The sequence below is a fragment of the Flavobacterium sp. GSP27 genome (genome assembly GCF_003970395.1).
GTDB lineage: Bacteria > Bacteroidota > Bacteroidia > Flavobacteriales > Flavobacteriaceae > Flavobacterium.
The window spans coordinates 44,877-64,251 of sequence record NZ_RYDP01000006.1 but is presented as its reverse complement, the minus strand read 5'-3'; the positions used below and the strand labels follow the sequence as shown (position 1 = coordinate 64,251).

The window sequence follows — 19,375 nt, the reverse complement described above, 5'->3', positions numbered from 1 at the left end:
ACATGAAAAAAATTATATCCTTAGTATTATTAATATTTTTAATGGGTTGTTCAGACAGTGACAGCGCACAAAACAGTGAAATAGGACAAGGTGGTTCGCTTGCTGTTTTTGCCATAAAAGGGAACTATTTATACGGTGTTGACCAAATGAAATTAAATGTATTCTCGCTAATCGATTCCGAAAAACCCGTAAAAGTCAATGAGATTTCGATAGGTTTTGACATTGAAACCCTGTTTTCATTCGGAGATAATTTGTTTATTGGATCTCGAAACGGAATGTTTATCTATTCAATCAGCAATCCTGAAAATCCAACAAAATTGTCAAGCGTGCAGCACTTTACCGCCTGTGATCCTGTCATTGCCAATAGCACACACTCCTATGTAACCTTGAACTCGAACACCACCTGTGGCAACAACACTAACGTTTTGCAAGTTTATGATACCAAAGATTTAACGAATCCAAAATTAATTCACAGCAGAACACTCTCGCAACCTAAAGGCATCAGTTTTTACACCGCTGATTATTTACTGGTTTGCGATGATGTTATCAAAATATTCAACATTCAAAATCCTGCTGAACCAGTTTTAGTACATGCCATTAACAAAAATTGTTTTGATTTAATTGTACGAGACAACACCTTATTTGCCATTGGAAATAACGGCGTCTATCGCTATAAAATGAATCCGAACAATATAAAAGACATACAACTAGAAAGTGAAACAACGTTTTAATGCTCCTCAAAATACCGTTCTTCAATTCGCTTAATGTCTTTTATTGAATTTTTAGCCCAAGCCAATCGCTTTTCTAAAATTTCATTTTCGGATAAATGCCAATCAATATTTGAATTGCGCAATCGATTCGTCAGGTTTTGAATGATGATTGCAGCTGAGACTGAAATGTTCAAACTCTCAGTAAAACCCACCATGGGAATTTTTAGAAAACCATCGGCGCGCTTCAAAATTTCCTCGGATAATCCATCTCTCTCTGTTCCAAAAAATAAGGCACTGGGTTTCGAAATGTCAAAATCTTCCATCAAACAATCATTCTCATGTGGCGTGGTAGCGATTATTTGATATCCTTTACTTTTTAACGCGTCCACACAGTTTGTAATGCTGTCGAAGGTATTGATATCGACCCATTTTTGGGCGCCCATGGCAATTTCCTTGTCGATACTTTTTCCGTAGCGTTGCTCGATAACGTTCAACTCCTGAATTCCAAAAATCTCGCAGCTTCGCATCACTGCACTGGTATTGTGCATTTGAAAAATATCTTCTACAGCAATGGTAAAATGATTGGTTCTGTTTTCTAATATTTTCAGGAATTTTTCTTTGCGGTTATCCGTTAGGATATTTTCAAGAAAATTAAGGTAATCAATGTCGACCATTAGAATATTTATTTATGCAAAAATAGTAAAAAAGACTAGCTTTATAGCTTCAAAAGTAGATTCTGACAGCTGCTTTTGGGATTGTTCCATAAAAGCTGAATTATAAATGATTGCGGAATTTGCGTGAGGGATAGAGGCGGTATCCTTTTTGGGCTTTTTAGCCAAAAAGATAAAGCTGAAAGCCCGACCCTTGTGGTCACGCCCAAATTGATATAAAATGAAAAAGAAATTAGTGGTTTTGACAGGAGCAGGGATTAGTGCCGAAAGTGGCATCAAAACCTTTCGGGATAGCGACGGACTATGGGAAGGGCATAATGTGCTGGATGTGGCCACTCCAGAAGGTTGGCATAAAAACCCGGCTTTGGTGCTGGATTTTTATAATCAAAGACGAAAACAACTCAAGGAAGTACACCCTAATTTAGGCCACCAAATTCTGGCTGAATTAGAAAATGAATTTGATGTTTTCATCATCACACAAAATGTAGATGATTTACACGAACGCGCCGGAAGCACGAATGTGTTGCATTTACACGGCGAATTGTTGAAAGTAAGAAGCACCAAAAACCCAAATTACATTCTGGATTGGCAGGACGATTTGAATTTTGGCGATTTCGATGAAAATAAAAATCAATTGCGTCCGCATATTGTTTGGTTTGGCGAGGAAGTTCCAGCACTTGATCAAGCCATTAGAATTAGTGAAGGTGCAGATTATTTTGCGGTGATTGGGACATCTTTGCAAGTGTATCCTGCAGCCGGATTAATCGATTTTACAGCCCGCGAAATACCTATTTTTTATATTGATCCAAAACCCATAAAAATTCCAAATCTCCGAAATCCATTAGATGTGATTCCTGAAGTGGCATCAGAAGGAATGAAAACACTAAAAAAGAAGCTAATCGGCTTTATTTAAAAACCATTCGTTTTCTATTTTGTCACGAAAGGGTTATATTTGCGCCTTTCGAACAAACAACAAAACAATGACTACTTTAAACGAATTGAATGCTATTTCTCCTATTGATGGAAGATATAGAAACAAGACTATTTCGCTGGCTCCATTTTTCTCTGAAGAAGCCTTAATCAAATACCGTGTATTGGTTGAAATTGAATATTTCATTGCTTTGTGCGAAGTACCTTTACCTCAACTTGCAACCGTAAACCCAGATGTATTCGACAGTTTACGTAATATTTATAAAAATTTCTCTACTGAAGATGCCCTTTGGATCAAAGAGACGGAGAAAGTAACCAACCACGACGTAAAAGCGGTAGAATATTTCATCAAAGATGCTTTTGAAAAACTAGGCTTATCCCAATATAAAGAGTTTATTCACTTTGGATTAACATCTCAAGATATTAATAACACGGCGATTCCGCTTTCGACAAAAGAAGCTTTCGAGAAAGTATACATGCCTTCCTTGATCACTTTGACATCAAAATTAAAAGATCTAAGTGTCGAATGGCACGATATTCCAATGCTTGCCCGTACCCACGGACAACCGGCTTCACCTACTCGTTTGGGTAAAGAAATTGGTGTTTTTGTAGAACGTCTGGAAGAACAAATGCGTTTGTTGTTTAATATTCCTTTTGCAGCTAAATTTGGCGGAGCAACTGGAAATTACAATGCGCATCATGTGGCGTATCCTCAAATTGACTGGAGAAAATTTGGAGGGAAATTTGTGGAGGACAACCTTGGTTTACACCACTCCTTCCCTACTACTCAAATTGAACATTACGATCATTTTGCTGCATTTTTTGATGCGTTGAAAAGAATAAATACAATCATCATTGATTTGGACCGAGACATTTGGACGTATGTTTCGATGGAATATTTTAAGCAAAAAATCAAAGCGGGAGAAATAGGTTCTTCAGCTATGCCACATAAAGTTAATCCTATTGATTTTGAAAATTCAGAAGGAAATTTAGGAATGGCCAATGCGATTTTCGAACATTTATCAGCTAAATTACCTTTGTCTAGATTGCAACGTGATTTAACGGACAGTACCGTTTTGAGAAATATTGGTGTACCCATAGGACATACGTTAATCGCTTTTGAAGCTACTTTGAAAGGCTTGAACAAATTGTTATTGAACGAGCCAAAATTCCACGAAGATTTAGAAAAAAACTGGGCTGTAGTTGCCGAGGCAATTCAAACAATTTTGCGTCGTGAAGGATATCCTAATCCGTATGAAGCATTAAAAGGATTGACCAGAACCAATGAAGCTATTGATAAAAAAGCGATTCACGGTTTTATAGCAACACTTGAAGTTTCGGATGCCATTAAAGCAGAATTAATGCAAATAACTCCTAGTAATTTTTTGGGAATCAGCTAAAAAAAATAACCCGTCTTCTTATTAAATTCTGCTTCTATAAAATTTTAACGTTTTATGGGAGCAGAATTTTCTTTTAAGACTAAAATTATCATAAAAAAAAGTTATCCTTTAACGTTTTTTTTGATAAATAATAATAAAATTATATATTACAACAATACCAAAAAACATTTAATACAAATCAGTACATCCATCAATGAATCCCATAGAAGCAACATCACAAATAACACAACATTTACATCCCCTGATCAGTGATTTAGGATTAATATTAATGACCGCTGCAGTTGCGGTACTTTTATTCAAAAAAATAAGACAACCTTTAGTCCTAGGATATTTAATCGCTGGTTTTTTAGCGGGGCCAAATTTTATTTTTTTTCCATCAGTACAAGAAATAAACAGTATCGAAGTCTGGGCTGAGATTGGTGTTATTTTCCTTTTATTTAGTTTAGGCCTGGAATTTAGTTTTAAAAAACTGATGAAAGTTGGAGGTACAGCCGCTATTACGGCGCTGTTTCAAATAACCACTATGATCGTTTTAGGGTATCTCGTCGGACAATGGATGGGATGGTCCTTGATGGATAGTATTTTTTTAGGCGCTATTTTATCGATGTCTTCAACAACAATTATTCTTCGTGCTTTTGATGAGCTGAATGTAAAGGGGAAAAAATTTGCTGGAATTGTTTTTGGAACCTTGATAATAGAGGATATTGTAGCCATTTTGCTGATGGTCTTACTTTCAACAATAGCTGTCAGTAAACAATTTTCAGGAATGGAGTTATTCGAATCTGTTTTAAAACTCTTTTTCTTCTTAATATTATGGTTTGTAGGTGGTATCTTTTTCATACCCACCCTTCTTAAAAAAGCAAAAAATTTATTCAATGAGGAAACCCTATTGATAATATCAATCGCACTCTGTTTAATGATGGTTATCTTAGCTACAAAAGCAGGTTTTTCCCCAGCACTAGGTGCCTTTATAATGGGCTCTATCATTGCTGAAACCATTCATTCAGAAAGAATTGAGCATTTAATTAAACCCGTAAAAGATTTATTTGGAGCTGTTTTCTTTGTATCCGTAGGAATGTTAATCAACCCAAATACTTTAGTAGAATATGCAGTCCCTGTTGTAGTAATCACGTTAATTACAATTTTTGGAAAATCGATAAGTACGATGTTTGGAGCGCTAATTGCCGGTCAGCCCCTAAAGCAATCAGTCCAGTCAGGGATGAGTTTAGCACAAATTGGCGAGTTTTCTTTTATCATTGCCACCTTGGGAATGACATTAAAAGTGACAAGTGATTTTGTGTATCCAATTATTGTTGCAGTTTCAGCAGTAACGACTTTCACTACCCCATTTATGATCAAAATAGCGTTGCCAGTTTATGAACGCTTAATAAAAATACTGCCTAAAAAATTGATAGATGCTATAGATCGATATAGTGTGAATTCACAATCTGTAAAAACGACCAGTAATTGGCAGATTGTTTTGAAAGCAAAGTTGTCACAAATTGTGGTTCATTCTGTAATTATTATTGCCATAATTATTTTATCTGACCGCTATATTATTCCAATGACAGAAAGTTCTAAATTTGGAAACGCAGCAGCAGCCTTGGTAACATCCATAATAATAGCTCCTTTTTTATGGGCGTTATCCTTCAGAAAAGTGGCGGTAGAGCAGATTGAAGCTTTACAAAAAGCAGGCAAACATCGTGGTCCAATAATGGTATTGATTCTAATCCGAATTAGTTTAGGAATCTTTTTTATTGGCTTCTTATTAAATAATTTTTTGTCGCCTTGGATAGCCTTCGTCGCTTTGATCGCTGCAATATCTGTTTATTTATTGTTCCCAAAAAAATTAAACACTTTGTACAATAAAATTGAACTTCACTTTTTTCGAAATTTCAATGATAGAGAAATTTCTCAAGCACAGAAGAAACGAAGTGATTTAACTCCTTGGGACGGGCATATGGCATTTTTCGAAATTACCAAAGAATCAAATCTGGCAGGTAAAGCATTGAATGAACTTGAAATCCGAGAAAACATGGGTATTAATATTGCTTTTATAAAACGTGGAGGCATTACTATAAATATTCCTGATGGCAATGAACGTGTATTTCCCGGTGATGAAATTTGCGTCATTGGAACCGATGACCAAGTTCAAATATTTAAATCTTATCTGGATCAGAATGAAATTGAAGTTCCTGAATTAGTACAAGAAACCGCTATAATATTAAAACAAGTAGAACTAGAAAATGAAGAATTTATCGGAAAAAGCATTCGGAAATCACAGCTAAGAGAAAAAACGAATGGTCTGATCGTCGGGATTGAAAGAAATGAAAAACGGATTCTTAACCCGAATTCGGATATTATCTTAGAGAAAAATGATATTCTTTGGATTGTAGGAAACGAAAAATTACTCACTGCCTTTTTTGAAAAGTAAAACAAGGTCTTTTGTTGTACTCCAAGTTTGATAAAATTATAATTCAACAGGGTCCTCTTTTATTTGAGATGTATTTTACCATCGTCTAAAATAAATTATTATCTTTATTAAGAGACGTTCTCAATAAATCTATCGATTTTTTTGCCAGGATTTCTTGTTTTATTTTTAGTAGTACTGTAGCAATTAATATCATTATTAAATTTTAAATGCGAAAAAAAAATATAATTCAATAAGCTAATCACCTTATCAATTTTATGTCAAAAAACAAAATATTAATCCTATTTTCCCATCCACTTTACGAGAAATCGCACGCAAATAAAGCCTTGGTGGAAAATATTCCAGAATCAGAAAACATAACTTTCCATGATTTATACGAAGAGTATCCGGATTTTGATATTGATGTAAAACACGAACAGGTTTTGTTAAGTCAGCATGACATCATCATTTGGCATCATCCCATGTACTGGTATAGTTGTCCGCCATTGATGAAACAATGGATTGATATGGTACTGGAACACAACTGGGCATACGGAAAAAAAGGAAAAGCCTTGCAAGATAAAATTATTTTTCAAGTAATTACTACCGGCGGAGACAAAGAAAATTATTGCAAAACCGGCAGTGAACGGTACAGTATTCCCGAATTGCTCGAGCCGTTTAACCAAACCGCAAAAGTATGCAACATGATTTACTTACCCCCTTTTGTTGTGCATGGCACACACAATATGTCCAAAGATGATTATAAACAAAACGGTTTAATGTATGGCCATTTTCTAGATTACATAAACAACAATAATTTAGATACGGAAGTACTTTTGCAGTACCATTATTTGAACGAATGGTTTGCCACAATACAACAATAACATGGATACCAATTTTTTACTTCAGGCTATTATTTATTTATCAGCTGCCGTTATTTGTGTTCCTATTGCTAAAAAATTAGGATTAAGTTCTATTTTAGGCTATTTATTTGCCGGCATAATAATAGGGCCTTATGTAATGGGGTTTATTGGTCAGGAAGGCCAGGATATTATGCATTTTGCTGAATTTGGCGTTGTGATGATGTTGTTTTTAATTGGTTTAGAACTGGAACCCAGTAAGTTTTGGAAAATGAGGAAATTTATTATTGGAATGGGTTCCGCACAATTAGTAGGAACAACGCTTCTTTTATTTTTTGGATGTCTTTATTTTATGGATTGGAAATGGGAAACCACACTGGCCGTTTCCTTAGCGCTCGCATTATCCTCTACGGCCATTGTATTGCAAACTTTAAAAGAAAAAGGATTATCTAATACTTCCGTGGGACGTTCGTCATTTGCTGTTCTTCTTTTTCAGGACATCGCCGTAATTCCGATTTTAGCATTTTTGCCGCTTTTATCTACCGTAAATCTAGAAACTACAAATGAAATTCAACAATCCCTAATTACAGGTTTCTCCAGCTGGTTGCAAACTTTAATAGTCATCGGATGTATATCAACAATATATTTTGCAGGCCGCTTTTTATTTGTTCCGCTATTGCATATTATCGCCAAAACTCGGTTGCAGGAATTGTTCACCGCATCGGCATTGTTATTAGTTGTAGGCGTTTCTTATTTGATGCAGCTGGTTGGGTTAAGTCCCGCTCTAGGAGCATTTATGGCTGGAGTCGTACTGGCCAACTCTGAATTTCGTCATGAGCTGGAAGGGGATATTGCTCCGTTTAAAGGATTACTGCTTGGTCTTTTTTTTCTTGGAGTAGGCGCATCGATAAACTTTAAACTGATTCTTGACAATCCCCTTTTCATATTTGTTTTTGGAGCTATTCTTACTTTGGTTAAGTTTTTCGTTTTATTTATAATCAGCCGCTTTCATAAAAAGAAAATAGACCAAAACCTATTATTTGCTTTTGGGTTAAGTCAGGCAGGAGAATTTGGTTTTGTAATCATGAGCTTCTCTATGCAGCTAAACATCATTCCTAACATTTTGGCCAATCAAATCATGGCTGTTATTGCTATGAGTATGATAGCAACACCTTTTTTACTGTTAATAAATGAACGCTTAATTTATCCTAATTCAAAATTTCAAGAAAAGGAAACAAAAAAAGACAGTGATTATATTGATGAAGACAATCCTGTAATCATAGCTGGTTTTGGTCATTTTGGGAGTACAGTTGGACGCCTATTAAGAGCCAATAACGTAAAATCAACGATCCTAGATTATGATTCTGATCGAATAGATGTATTACGAAAAATGGGATTCAAAGTATATTATGGAGATGCCACTCGTTTAGAATTATTGAAAGCTGCAGGTTGTGATACTGCCAAACTTTTTATTGCTGCCATTGATAATCCTACGGTAAATTTGCAAGTAATTGAAACCTTAAAAAAACACTTCCCAAATTTAAAGATCTTAACTCGTGCCCGAAACCGGATTGATGCCTATGAATTAATTGACCATAAAGTAGAACACATTTATCGGGAAACGTTATACAGTGCGGTCAATATGGGGGTAGATGCCTTAGTAGAATTAGGTCACAGGAAATATACCGCTACCAGACAAGGGCAGCAATTTATAAAATATGATGAAATTACCACCCGAAAATTGGCGGAAAAACGTCATGATAAAATGGCCTATCTGATCACCGTAAAAGAAGAAATTGAATTACAGGAACAATTGTTGAAAAGTGATATTTATTCCCAAGTTGCTGCCACCAATCACAGTTGGGACAGCGAGCATTTGAAAAACAACTTAGCAGATACTACAGAATAACGATTTTCCGAAAACTGAAAAAAGACATAATTAAAACCTTAAGCGGAATTAATTATGCCTTTTTTTATTGTTTAAAAAAACTAAAAATTATCTTGAATAATTAGGCGCTTCTTTTGTAATGGTTACATTATGAGGATGACTTTCATTGATTCCGCTAGCTGTTATGCGAACAAAACGACCGGTTTCCTGTAAAGTTGGAATGTCTTTAGAGCCACAATACCCCATTCCGGCACGAAGACCACCAATAAATTGTTGCATGCTTTCGTTCAATTCCCCTTTGTAAGGAACCCTTCCTACAATTCCTTCCGGAACCAGCTTTTTTACATCATCTTCTACATCTTGAAAATAACGGTCTTTAGAACCTTCTTGCATTGCTTCAACAGAACCCATTCCACGGTACGACTTAAATTTTCTGCCTTCGAAAATAATAGTTTCTCCTGGAGATTCCATGGTACCTGCTAATAATGATCCTAACATTACACAATCAGCTCCTGCAGCAATAGCTTTTGGAATATCTCCAGTGTAACGAATTCCACCATCAGCAATAACTGGAACTCCAGAACCTTTGATCGCCGCAGCTACTTCAAGAACAGCTGAAAACTGAGGAAAACCAACGCCTGCTACAATACGAGTCGTACAAATAGACCCTGGACCAATCCCTACTTTTACTCCATCTGCACCATTCTCAACTAGATATTTAGCTGCTTCAGCAGTGGCAATATTACCAACAATAACGTCTAAGTTAGGGAATTTCGCTTTAACTAATTTTAGTACATCGACAACTCCTTTCGTATGTCCATGAGCAGTATCGATAATAACTGCATCTACTCCGGCATTAACCAAAGCAGTAGCCCTTTCAACAGCATCGGCAGTTACACCTAACGCTGCAGCTACACGTAAACGTCCGTATTTGTCTTTGTTTGCATTTGGTTTTTGAGTCAATTTAGTGATGTCTCTAAAGGTAATCAGGCCCACTAATTTATAATCAGCATTTACTACTGGAAGTTTTTCAATTTTATGACCTTGCAAAACTACTTCTGCTTGTTCCAGAGAGGTACCTTCGGCAACAGTTACTAAGTTTTCACTGGTCATAACCTCAACAATAGGTCTTGAACTATTTTTTTCAAAACGTAAATCTCTATTGGTAACGATTCCTTTTAATATTTGATTTTCATCTACAATTGGAATACCTCCAATACCAAATTCTTTCATGGCATTTTTGGCATCTGCTACTGTTGAAGTTAATGGCAAAGTAACGGGATCGATAATCATACCGGATTCGGCTCGTTTTACTTTTCTAACTTTCGCAGCTTGCTGTTCGATGGTCATATTTTTATGCAAAACGCCTATTCCACCTTCTTGAGCCATCGCAATTGCCATCGCGCTTTCGGTTACGGTATCCATAGCAGCGGATACAATAGGAACATTTAACGTTATATTTCTTGAAAATTTGGATTGAATACTCACTTCGCGAGGAAGCACATTTGAGTAGTTGGGAACTAATAGAACATCATCGTAAGTTAATCCTTCACCGATAATCTTAGAGTTGTGTGCGATCATTGCAATTGTAGTTGGAGTTTAATTGCGTGCAAATATAGATAATTTTAAGCAAAAAATCGCTATCATTTTCCAATAAATAATTAAATTGCCGTTCAAAGTCAATTCTTTGGTTCTAAAATACACCTTGGTTTCCAATCCAGAAAATCGGTTTAATTTATTTTGCTATGACAGAAACCCACACCAATTAAAAGGACTTTCTAATGAAGCCGTTTTTCTTTCGAGAACAAAATTTGGCTCGAATGCAATAGTCAATCAAGATAAAAATCAGTTCTTGAAATCCCTATTCGAAATGGTAAAGGAACTAATGTTCTTACTATTACTCTCCGCAACTAGTGCTTATTTCATTATTAGTGATTATGGAAACTGAATTTTGATGAGTGTAGCAATTGTATTGGTTTCCGCTATTTCACTGTATCCGGAATCCAAAAGCAGAACAGTAATTGAAGCCTTAAAAAAATTATTCCGATACAAAAGCAAAGTCATCTGCAACGGCTAAATCATTGAAATTTCAAGCGAGGAAATAGTTGTTGGCAACAAAACTCAACTAGGCATAAAAATAGGGCAATCATTCGGGAACTCTTGAATTATGGAAAAATAGCAGCTTAAAAACTAACGAAGTATTGTTAGATAGTACTTTATTTTTTATTGTTTTTGAAAATAACATTTAACCCCAGTTGAAAAGAAAGACTATTTGCCTTGGTAACATCGCGGTATTCCAAAAGATTATCAGCAAGAATATAGAAATTTACTGGTCCAAAATGACTGGACAATCCCAATCCTATATTCTTATACGAATACGAATCTATGGTGTACGTGGCTTTCATTTGCAATGCCTTGAAGAGTTTTCGCCTGTAATAGGTGGTAAAAGCGACTAGTGGAGTTCGTGGTGTAGACATAACAAATAATTGAGCGCCAACTGCACTTTTATAAATAGTTTCCGGATCATAATTAAGACAATTGCAATCTTCTGGTCTTTCTTCGTCAAACGAATACTGAACCGAAGTATTAAATTTTGCCGGTCGCCAAGTTGTATAATCCGCATATAAGGTGTCCAAAGGAATGGCATCATTGAATTCCTTGTATCCGTTTCCTGGTGAATTACCGGAGCTGAAATTCGGAATCACACCTTCATACTTATAGGTTCCTTTGTATGTTAAACTCTCTACTTCTTTGCTGTGTTTAATAAAACCCACATCAATAACACTGGCCGTAAGCTGTATGTTTTTCTTTGGATAATAGGTAAAACCAGCATCAAATCCCAGTCCTAAATTACCTCCTAAAAAAGCTCTTTTAGTAATGTCTTTCGCCACATTAGGTTCGTAATTCTCATCATTATATTGAGCAATTCCAGACGTATTGAGTTGTAATTGTGAATAAATTATCTGTTCATAGACTCCTGTAGTGGAAGGAATAGTGTAAATGTAGCCTGAGTTATTGGTAGAATTAGCATTGTAAATACTCGAATAAATTTTCCCTCGTACTCCTAAAATAAACTTTTCATTGATGTTTTTATGAAATCCAACATGAAATACCGTTAGCAATTCTGCTTTGACATTCAGATCTCCCAAATTAAAAACTTTTCCCAGATAACCTTCATTTCCGTCTAAAGCTAAAATGGCAATGTCTTTAGGAACATAACTTAACATATCAAATTCCTGATACATCCCAAACGAAATATAAGAATCATTTTGTTCTCCTTTGATTTTAAAACCTCCGTTAAAAAGTTCTATTTGTTCATTGATTGCTACCCTGTCTTTTCTAGAAGATGAGAATACTGCATTGCGTAATTTTACATTAAAATCGACTCCGTTATCCGCAAATAAATCATACGCCGAAAATCCGCTTGAGCCTACATTTGCAGAAATTCCGGACAATAAAGGAACTCCAAAATACCAATTATATTTGAAATCTGCTCCCGGATTAGTCATCAAAGACTGAGGAACTGAGGTGAAATTATATAAAATTTGTTTGTTTTGCGAAAAGCAATCTACAGCTAGAAATAAAATAAAAATTAAGATTACTTTTCTCATTCCAGCACTAAATAAGCGGTTGCACCTGAACGCAGTTTCAAACTCCCAGCACTATCCTCGTTCAATGGTGCACCAGGCGACATTGTCAGTGTAAAAGCAATTCTGGTAGTTCTTTTTAATAAATCAAGCTGGGAGTTTTCGAAAGTTTCTGTCTTAGTCATTTTGTTTTCCGAACCGGTATAAGCCGGAACAGTAAAATTTATAGCGTGAACGCGTTGGTAATTTTTGTCCAAAAACACTAGATCCACTGAATATGCTCTACTAATGGTATTTTCCATTTCAAATGAAAGTTCCACTTTTTTTAATCGCTGTCTAAAAAAATCATCATTAAACACATCCAATACGGGTGCATCAAAGATCACGCTTTGCTCTACTCCATTAGTGACAAAATCTTTTGCCAGAATGTCAAAATGTGCTAAATTAGATACAAAAACAGGCTCTAACTTTAAAGTGTCCACCTGATCATAATCTAAATCACTCGCGCATGAAAAAGAAAACAACAACAATATTAGTATTCCTATAACTCTATTGAAAGCCAGTAGTCTCATGGTATGATTCGTTAAAGAAAAAAATTTGATTCGTATGATTAACGCATCAATGATAAACTTATTATTGCCAAAATAAAAGAGTTCCACTCCAGTTTCCTTTCTTTTATTTCTAATGAAACTCTCCAAACAACTTAGAAGCCTCATTATAAGCACTTTCAAAACTCATTGGACTGCTATTTGTATATTCTTTTTGGGCAGTAAAATATGATAATAATTTCTCCGTGGGCATGTTCCCAGTCAGATCATCAGTAGCCATTGGACAACCACCAAAACCCTGAATGGCTCCATCAAAACGACGACATCCTGCTTTATAAGCGGCATCAATTTTTTCAAACCATTTATCAGGTGTGGTATGGAGGTGAGCACCAAATTCTATTTCTGGATATTGTGGAATTAAATTTGAAAACAAATACGAGATTACATCAGGGGCAGAACTTCCTACTGTGTCCGAAAGCGACAGGATTTTGACTCCCATACTGGCTAATTTTTGAGTCCATTCGCCAACAATTTCAACATTCCATGGATCACCATAAGGATTTCCAAAACCCATTGATAAATACGCCACGACTTCTTTGTTGCTTTTAGCTGCAATTTCAAGAATTTCCTGTAAGGTAATTAACGATTCAGCTATGGTTTTGTGGGTATTCCGCATTTGAAAATTCTCAGAAATCGAAAATGGGAAGCCCAAATAGCGTATTTCAGGATGAACAGCCGCAAGAGTTGCTCCTTGTGTATTGGCAATAATAGCCAATAATTTGCTTTTGGTTTGAGATAAATCAAGTTGTGCCAGAACTTCTGCTGTATCCTGCATTTGCGGAATTGCTTTTGGTGAAACAAAGCTTCCAAAATCTATAGTATCAAAACCCACACGCAACAAAGACTGAATATAAGTCACTTTTCTTGCCGTAGGAATAAAAGGTTTGATGCCTTGCATGGCATCCCGTGGACATTCTATAATTTTTATTGGTTCCATAGAAAGCCAAAGATAGAAAAACAATTAAGATTATTAAATTATGATTTTTAAAATTTCTAAAATTGATATTATTACCTATTTTGGTAATAAATTAAAATATTACGTAATTTGGTAATAACAAATATTATTACGTAATTTGGTAATAATTTAATTCTAATCTTTTGAAATTGAATTTGATTTTTTAATTACAGTTGAAATATGATAAGTATAATCACAGGAGACATTATTAATTCGAAACAACTACCTTCTGCAATATGGATTGACGGCTTGAAAGAGCTATTGAATACCAAAGGTAAAAATCCGAGTGAATGGGAAATTTATCGGGGTGACGAATTTCAAATAGAAATTACAAATCCTGAAGAAGCACTACTCACAGCTTTGCAAATTAAAGCGTATCTAAAAACGCTGAAACTCGATGCGAGAATGAGTATTGGTTTTGGTGATAAAACCTATTCTGGAGCAACAATTTCCGAAAGTAACGGAACTGCATTCGTTCGATCCGGGGAACTTTTTGAAACTTTAAAAAAACTAAAAACGACCTTAGCCATTAATTCCGGCACTAGCGATTTAGATACTGAAATAAATTTAATGCTGCGTTTAGGATTGACCTTTATGGATAATTGGCTGGCGCAATCGGCTGAATTTATTGTGGTTTCTATGGCAAACAAAATGCTTTCTCAAGAAGAAATAGGCACAAAATTAGGTATCAATCAAGCCGCTGTAAGTCGGAGACGAAAACGAGCACAATTTGATTTGGTATTAGAATTAGACAATCATTTTCGGAAAAAAATTAAAAACCTCCGTGTATGATTATTTTTGTAAAACTACTATTGGCCCATTTACTTGGTGATTTTTTGTTGCAACTCACATCTTGGGTTTTAGATTAAGAAAACAGGAAACATAAAAGTATTTATCTTTATATCCACACGTTTATTCACTTTTTTCTGGCTTGGATTTTAATTGGTAAGACTAATTTTGTTTAGTTTGCGACTGTACTAGCGGTAACACATGGAGGAATTGATTTTATGACATTACACGTTCAAAAAGACAAAACAAAACGCAATTGGTTCCTAATTGACCAACTTTTACATCTTATCGTACTCATAGCAATTACACTATTTTACAATAACGACCGTATCGATTTTGCATCATTTGACAATCAATTTTGGATCTTTGCAACCGGAATACTTTTACTGACACAACCTACATCGATACTGATAAAAAATATCATTTCGATTTGGACTCCAGAAAACAAAAAAAACGATGATTCTCTAACCAATGCTGGAAATTACATCGGAATATTAGAACGCTTATTTGTCTTTTACTTTGTAATTAGTACCCATTTTGAAGCCATCGGTTTTCTATTGGCTGCAAAATCTATCTTCTGTTTTGGAGATTTAAAAGAAGCCAAGGACCGAAAACTTACTGAATATGTTCTTATCGGAACCTTATTAAGTTTTGGAATTGCTTTATTGACAGGGCTTTTAATACAATATGGGATATTAGAATTTTTCTAAAATTTTCATATTTATGGCTTTCACTAAAGCTGGTCCTTCATAAATAAAACCGGTATACAACTGAATTAAACTTGCACCAGCGTCTAATTTTTCTATTGCATCTTCGGCAGAATGAATTCCCCCTACTCCAATAATCGGGAAGGCTTTATTGCTTTTCTCAGCTAAAAAACGGATTACTTCAGTAGACCGTTTTGATAATGGTTTTCCTGACAAACCCCCTAATTCGGCTTTATTTTCGGATTGCAATCCTTCACGGGAAATTGTAGTATTAGTAGCAATAACGCCCGCGATTTTAGTTTCCTTTATAATAGCAATAATGTCAAGTAACTGCTCATCTGTCAAATCAGGAGCAATTTTCAGCAGAATTGGCTTTTGCTTTGGCTTTGCCAAATTCTTATTCTGCAACGTTTGCAACAGTTGCGCCAATGGCTCTTTGTCTTGCAAAGCACGGAGATTTGGCGTGTTTGGCGAACTCACATTCACTACAAAATAGTCCACATAATCATATAAAGCGTCAAAACATATTTCATAATCTGAAGTCGCTTCTTCGTTTGGTGTCAACTTATTTTTTCCAATGTTTCCACCTATCAAAATACCTTTATTTTTTTTTAATCGTTCCACCGCTTCTTGAACTCCACTGTTGTTGAAACCCATTCGGTTAATAATGGCGCTGTCTTCTTTCAAACGAAACAAGCGTTTTTTAGGGTTTCCTTCCTGCCCTTTTGGGGTAAGTGTTCCTATTTCGATAAAACCAAAACCAAAGCTGGACAATTCTTTATACAACTTGGCGTCTTTATCAAACCCAGCCGCAAGTCCTACGGGATTTTTAAATTTTAGTCCAAAAACTTCTGTTTCTAATCGGGGATCCTTGACTTCATAAAGCAATTTAAAAAGAGAAGAAAACCCTGGGATTTTAGACAAAAAGTGAATTAATGAAAAAGTAAAATAGTGCACTTTTTCAGGATCAAACCAAAAAAGTATGGGACGTAAAAGTAATTTGTACATGGGTGCGTTGTTATGGAGTACAAAAATAGAATTATCTAACCGATAAATAAATATTTAGAAAATAATTTATATAAATCATTTTGATTACTAAAAATATCCGGGAGTACAACGCGTATTAGAGTTACTGATCCGTAAAAATGGTGACTCGGCAGGAATTACAAATTGTAATGCTTTTAATTCATGATGCCCAACAGTAAAGCAATAGTAGTCCGAAAAAATCTAATTCCTATTTTTAGTGGTTTAATAAAAGACGGAATCACCAACTTTTATATAAAAATAGTACCTATATTGATAGAGGAAAATCACTGGGACTTTGGACAAAAAAAATGGAAAATGGAAACTTTTCCGCGATTGTTTTAACGCTGATATACCAATGGCAAAAATGTAATCGTTAATTATTTGCCTATACCGACACAAAAATAATAGTGCAGGCATTGTTATTTCAAAAGATTAAAATAAACAAAATTCACACCAACATTTACTTAAAAATGCTCCTTAAAAAATGATTATATTTGCATAAAACAAAGAAAAATGCAACATATCATAGACCGTTTTATCAGTTATGTAATTATTGATACCGAATCTGATTCAAACTCAGAAACTACTCCAAGTACCACAAAACAATGGACTTTAGCCCATAAACTGGTTGACGAATTAAAAGCTATAGGAATGCAAGACGTAACAATAGATGACAAATCATATATTATGGCTACTTTGCCCAGTAATGTGGCTCATGAAGTGCCAATCATAGGATTTATTTCTCATTTTGACACTTCTCCGGATTTTTGTGGAGCCAATGTAAAACCTCAAATTGTGCGCAATTATGATGGAAAAGATATTGTATTAAATGCAGATAAAAACATTGTATTATCCCCGAGTTATTTCAAAGATTTACTGCAGTATAAAGGACAAACACTAATCACTACAGATGGCACAACATTACTAGGAGCTGATGACAAAGCCGGAATTACAGAGATTGTTACCGCAATGGAGTTTCTGATCAATAACCCGGAAATCAAACACGGAAAAATACGAATTGGCTTCACACCAGACGAAGAAATTGGTCGTGGTGCCCACCATTTTGATGTAGATAAATTTGGAGCTGAATGGGCGTATACTATGGATGGTAGCCAGGTAGGCGAATTAGAGTATGAAAATTTTAATGCAGCTGGTGCCAAAATCACTTTCAAAGGCAAAAGCGTACATCCTGGTTATGCCAAAGGGAAAATGATCAACTCTATGCTGATTGCCAATGATTTTATCAATGAACTCCCCTCCGGAGAAACACCTGAAGAAACTAAAGGATACGAAGGTTTCTTTCACGTACATCACATAACAGGAAGCATCGAAGAAACCGTTTTAGAACTTATTATTCGGGATCATAACAAGAAAAAGTTCGAAAGGCGTAAAGAATTAATCGAGAAAATTGTTCGAAAAATCAATAAGAAATTTGCAAAACAATTTGGTGAAGACATAGTTATCACTGAGATTAAAGATCAATATTACAATATGAAAGAAAAGGTTCTGCCTGTAAAACACATTGTAGATATTGCTGAAAAAGCAATGAAAGAAATAGGAATCAAACCGCTTATTAAGCCTATTCGTGGTGGAACAGACGGTTCACAATTATCCTATAAAGGATTACCATGTCCTAATATATTTGCAGGAGGACACAACTTTCACGGAAAATACGAATACGTTCCTGCTGAAAGCATGCAAAAAGCAGTTGAAGTAATCGTGAAAATTGCTGAGCTAACAGCATTAGGAGATTCAATTATAAAATAAGCCTAATTTAGAATATTCAAAAATCAATACCTATTCTTGGGATAAAAATAATAATTGGTATGCCTAATTATAATTTCTCAAATTAATTATTGCCACAACAGAATTAGCAGCAGTATTTCAGAAATTCTATCCTTGCAAACAATACGAATTCTTAGCATATCTTGAAACAGCAAAACGAGACGAAATTAAACGTTCCGGTATTGAAAAAAGAATACGAATACTATCAGAAAATATTAGTCTTAATGACAAATATGGATGACATTAAGTCCCATTTCTAAGAACTCAGAGTGGGACTTTTTAATTTAAAAAACACTAAGAAAAGAACATTCACTACAAATCATTCAGAGTAAATCTCCCTAAAATCTTACTTATAGTCTTTCATCAACAATTGTCTCCTACCTCTATTTCTGGTATACTTGAAACTTCCAATTTAGAATATTGAAAAGCTTAACATTCGAAAATAAATTAAATCACTATATTTGCTAACAATTACTTAACCATTTATTAACATTGAGCCATTTTTTTTAAGTTTTTAATAAAATCAAAAACGACACTAATAATACACACTATGATACAAAAAAAAGAAAATCCTACAGTACCTACTTCCGTAAAACCTGAAATTGATAAACCCGTAAGGGCACCCAAAAACAAAGTTATCCAACCTTCTGAAGAAACTATAGTCCCACTTAATGAAGTAGTAATAACTGAAACAATAGAAGAAACCATAGAAATTTCAGTAGAAGACAAAGACGATACAACTGTGGAAGTTCTAAATAAAAAGGACGATACAAAAGATCTTAAAAAGAAGTTAAAAATAAAAGACAAAGACATGAAAGACAAAGACAAGAAAAAGGCTAAAAAAGCTGACGCAAAAGAGAAAGCAAAGCAAAAAGCGAAAGCGAAAGCGAAAGCAAAAAAGGCAAAAAAAGCAAAAAAGGATAAAGCAAAAAAAGCAAAAGTAAAAGCCAAGATAAAAGCCAAGAAAGCCAAAGCAAAATCTAAAAAAGCAAAGAAAGCAAAGAAAAGCAAAAAATAATCCGATTATTTTTTATCCAAAAAAGTCCCAA

General features: G+C 34.9%; 18 protein-coding genes and 1 pseudogene. 13 read left to right on the top strand and 6 right to left on the bottom strand.

What is annotated here, in order from left to right; genetic code table 11:
• The first annotated feature begins 2 nt into the window (after window positions 1-2).
• Window positions 3-731, top strand: coding sequence for a hypothetical protein (locus EKM05_RS07035; protein ID WP_126554345.1), 729 nt, complete (start codon window positions 3-5; stop codon window positions 729-731).
• Here the strand turns inward: EKM05_RS07035 and EKM05_RS07030 are convergent.
• Window positions 728-1,384 (bottom strand): RNA methyltransferase, encoded by a 657-nt coding sequence (locus EKM05_RS07030; RefSeq protein ID WP_126456320.1) that lies wholly within the window; start codon window positions 1,382-1,384, stop codon window positions 728-730. The two genes, EKM05_RS07035 and EKM05_RS07030, sit on opposite strands and share 4 nt — an antisense overlap.
• 217 nt (window positions 1,385-1,601) lie before the next feature.
• On the opposite strand from EKM05_RS07030, the gene EKM05_RS07025 reads away from it, so the two are divergent.
• The 5 genes from EKM05_RS07025 (at window position 1,602) to EKM05_RS07005 (ending at window position 8,890) form a co-directional block, all read left to right on the top strand.
• On the top strand, window positions 1,602-2,294 hold the full coding sequence (locus tag EKM05_RS07025; protein ID WP_126554343.1) for an NAD-dependent deacylase: 693 nt from the start codon (window positions 1,602-1,604) through the stop codon (window positions 2,292-2,294).
• 67 nt (window positions 2,295-2,361) lie between these two features.
• Complete coding sequence (gene purB / locus EKM05_RS07020; RefSeq protein ID WP_126456324.1) at window positions 2,362-3,711, top strand: adenylosuccinate lyase; 1,350 nt, start codon at window positions 2,362-2,364, stop codon at window positions 3,709-3,711.
• A 193-nt stretch (window positions 3,712-3,904) separates the two neighbouring features.
• Complete coding sequence (locus tag EKM05_RS07015) at window positions 3,905-6,145, top strand: cation:proton antiporter (RefSeq protein WP_126554341.1); 2,241 nt, start codon at window positions 3,905-3,907, stop codon at window positions 6,143-6,145.
• A 254-nt stretch (window positions 6,146-6,399) separates the two neighbouring features.
• On the top strand, window positions 6,400-7,005 hold the full coding sequence (locus tag EKM05_RS07010; protein ID WP_126456328.1) for an NAD(P)H-dependent oxidoreductase: 606 nt from the start codon (window positions 6,400-6,402) through the stop codon (window positions 7,003-7,005).
• Between the two features lies 1 nt (window position 7,006).
• Window positions 7,007-8,890: a monovalent cation:proton antiporter-2 (CPA2) family protein gene (locus EKM05_RS07005; RefSeq protein WP_126460265.1), complete on the top strand. Its 1,884-nt coding sequence runs from the start codon at window positions 7,007-7,009 to the stop codon at window positions 8,888-8,890.
• A gap of 87 nt (window positions 8,891-8,977) precedes the next feature.
• Here the strand turns inward: EKM05_RS07005 and guaB are convergent, their stop codons facing one another.
• Entirely contained in the window at window positions 8,978-10,450 is a 1,473-nt protein-coding gene (guaB, locus tag EKM05_RS07000) for an IMP dehydrogenase (RefSeq protein ID WP_126454571.1), read from the bottom strand.
• A gap of 85 nt (window positions 10,451-10,535) precedes the next feature.
• Between guaB and EKM05_RS06995 the strand changes: the two genes are divergently transcribed.
• Together EKM05_RS06995 and EKM05_RS14755 are read left to right on the top strand one after the other, a co-directional pair.
• On the top strand, window positions 10,536-10,817 hold the full coding sequence (locus EKM05_RS06995) for a cation-transporting P-type ATPase (RefSeq protein ID WP_158614925.1): 282 nt from the start codon (window positions 10,536-10,538) through the stop codon (window positions 10,815-10,817).
• A gap of 6 nt (window positions 10,818-10,823) precedes the next feature.
• Window positions 10,824-10,946 carry a hypothetical protein gene (locus EKM05_RS14755; RefSeq protein ID WP_255416411.1) on the top strand — a complete coding sequence of 41 codons (123 nt, stop codon included), beginning with the start codon at window positions 10,824-10,826 and terminating at the stop codon, window positions 10,944-10,946.
• A 139-nt stretch (window positions 10,947-11,085) separates the two neighbouring features.
• Here EKM05_RS14755 and EKM05_RS06990 read toward each other — a convergent pair whose 3' ends face one another.
• From EKM05_RS06990 to EKM05_RS06980, 3 genes are read right to left on the bottom strand one after another with little or no spacing between them, the layout of a single operon-like run.
• Window positions 11,086-12,480 (bottom strand): DUF5723 family protein, encoded by a 1,395-nt coding sequence (locus tag EKM05_RS06990; RefSeq protein WP_126554339.1) that lies wholly within the window; start codon window positions 12,478-12,480, stop codon window positions 11,086-11,088.
• Window positions 12,477-13,172 (bottom strand): hypothetical protein, encoded by a 696-nt coding sequence (locus EKM05_RS06985; protein WP_233579276.1) that lies wholly within the window; start codon window positions 13,170-13,172, stop codon window positions 12,477-12,479. Before EKM05_RS06985 ends, EKM05_RS06990 begins: the two co-directional genes overlap by 4 nt.
• On the bottom strand, window positions 13,138-14,001 hold the full coding sequence (locus tag EKM05_RS06980) for a hydroxymethylglutaryl-CoA lyase (protein ID WP_126460253.1): 864 nt from the start codon (window positions 13,999-14,001) through the stop codon (window positions 13,138-13,140). The genes EKM05_RS06985 and EKM05_RS06980 overlap by 35 nt, the downstream gene beginning before the upstream one ends.
• A 198-nt stretch (window positions 14,002-14,199) precedes the next feature.
• On the opposite strand from EKM05_RS06980, the gene EKM05_RS06975 reads away from it, so the two are divergent.
• Together EKM05_RS06975 and EKM05_RS06970 are read left to right on the top strand one after the other, a co-directional pair.
• Window positions 14,200-14,811 (top strand): hypothetical protein, encoded by a 612-nt coding sequence (locus EKM05_RS06975; protein WP_126460249.1) that lies wholly within the window; start codon window positions 14,200-14,202, stop codon window positions 14,809-14,811.
• A pseudogene (locus tag EKM05_RS06970) lies at window positions 14,808-15,518 on the top strand (DUF3307 domain-containing protein). Before EKM05_RS06975 ends, EKM05_RS06970 begins: the two are co-directional and overlap by 4 nt.
• Here EKM05_RS06970 and EKM05_RS06965 read toward each other — a convergent pair.
• Window positions 15,504-16,523, bottom strand: a complete 1,020-nt coding sequence (locus EKM05_RS06965; RefSeq protein WP_126460246.1) for a quinone-dependent dihydroorotate dehydrogenase — start codon at window positions 16,521-16,523, stop codon at window positions 15,504-15,506. The pseudogene EKM05_RS06970 and the gene EKM05_RS06965 overlap by 15 nt on opposite strands.
• A gap of 531 nt (window positions 16,524-17,054) precedes the next feature.
• On the opposite strand from EKM05_RS06965, the gene pepT reads away from it, so the two are divergent.
• The 3 genes from pepT (at window position 17,055) to EKM05_RS06950 (ending at window position 19,344) form a co-directional block, all read left to right on the top strand.
• On the top strand, window positions 17,055-18,308 hold the full coding sequence (gene pepT, locus EKM05_RS06960; protein ID WP_126460243.1) for a peptidase T: 1,254 nt from the start codon (window positions 17,055-17,057) through the stop codon (window positions 18,306-18,308).
• An 85-nt stretch (window positions 18,309-18,393) separates the two neighbouring features.
• Window positions 18,394-18,567, top strand: a complete 174-nt coding sequence (locus EKM05_RS14830; RefSeq protein WP_126460868.1) for a YdeI/OmpD-associated family protein — start codon at window positions 18,394-18,396, stop codon at window positions 18,565-18,567.
• Window positions 18,568-18,876: 309 nt separating this feature from the next.
• A complete protein-coding gene (locus EKM05_RS06950) occupies window positions 18,877-19,344 on the top strand; it encodes a hypothetical protein (protein ID WP_126554337.1) in 468 nt (155 codons plus the stop codon).
• Window positions 19,345-19,375 lie beyond the last annotated feature (31 nt).

Excerpts from the sequence above, each read along its gene's own strand:
- EKM05_RS14755 (WP_255416411.1), top strand. The coding sequence starts at position 10,824 with ATGAGTGTAGCAATTGTATTGGTTTCCGCTATTTCACTGTATCCGGAA.
- EKM05_RS06975 (WP_126460249.1), top strand. The coding sequence starts at position 14,200 with ATGATAAGTATAATCACAGGAGACATTATTAATTCGAAACAACTACCT.
- EKM05_RS06950 (WP_126554337.1), top strand. The coding sequence starts at position 18,877 with ATGATACAAAAAAAAGAAAATCCTACAGTACCTACTTCCGTAAAACCT.
- EKM05_RS07010 (WP_126456328.1), top strand. The coding sequence starts at position 6,400 with ATGTCAAAAAACAAAATATTAATCCTATTTTCCCATCCACTTTACGAG.
- pepT (WP_126460243.1), top strand. The coding sequence starts at position 17,055 with ATGCAACATATCATAGACCGTTTTATCAGTTATGTAATTATTGATACC.
- EKM05_RS07015 (WP_126554341.1), top strand. The coding sequence starts at position 3,905 with ATGAATCCCATAGAAGCAACATCACAAATAACACAACATTTACATCCC.
- EKM05_RS06990 (WP_126554339.1), bottom strand. The coding sequence starts at position 12,480 with ATGAGAAAAGTAATCTTAATTTTTATTTTATTTCTAGCTGTAGATTGC.
- EKM05_RS06985 (WP_233579276.1), bottom strand. The coding sequence starts at position 13,172 with ATGAGGCTTCTAAGTTGTTTGGAGAGTTTCATTAGAAATAAAAGAAAG.
- purB (WP_126456324.1), top strand. The coding sequence starts at position 2,362 with ATGACTACTTTAAACGAATTGAATGCTATTTCTCCTATTGATGGAAGA.
- EKM05_RS07025 (WP_126554343.1), top strand. The coding sequence starts at position 1,602 with ATGAAAAAGAAATTAGTGGTTTTGACAGGAGCAGGGATTAGTGCCGAA.
- EKM05_RS07035 (WP_126554345.1), top strand. The coding sequence starts at position 3 with ATGAAAAAAATTATATCCTTAGTATTATTAATATTTTTAATGGGTTGT.
- guaB (WP_126454571.1), bottom strand. The coding sequence starts at position 10,450 with ATGATCGCACACAACTCTAAGATTATCGGTGAAGGATTAACTTACGAT.
- EKM05_RS06980 (WP_126460253.1), bottom strand. The coding sequence starts at position 14,001 with ATGGAACCAATAAAAATTATAGAATGTCCACGGGATGCCATGCAAGGC.
- EKM05_RS07030 (WP_126456320.1), bottom strand. The coding sequence starts at position 1,384 with ATGGTCGACATTGATTACCTTAATTTTCTTGAAAATATCCTAACGGAT.
- EKM05_RS06965 (WP_126460246.1), bottom strand. The coding sequence starts at position 16,523 with ATGTACAAATTACTTTTACGTCCCATACTTTTTTGGTTTGATCCTGAA.
- EKM05_RS07005 (WP_126460265.1), top strand. The coding sequence starts at position 7,007 with ATGGATACCAATTTTTTACTTCAGGCTATTATTTATTTATCAGCTGCC.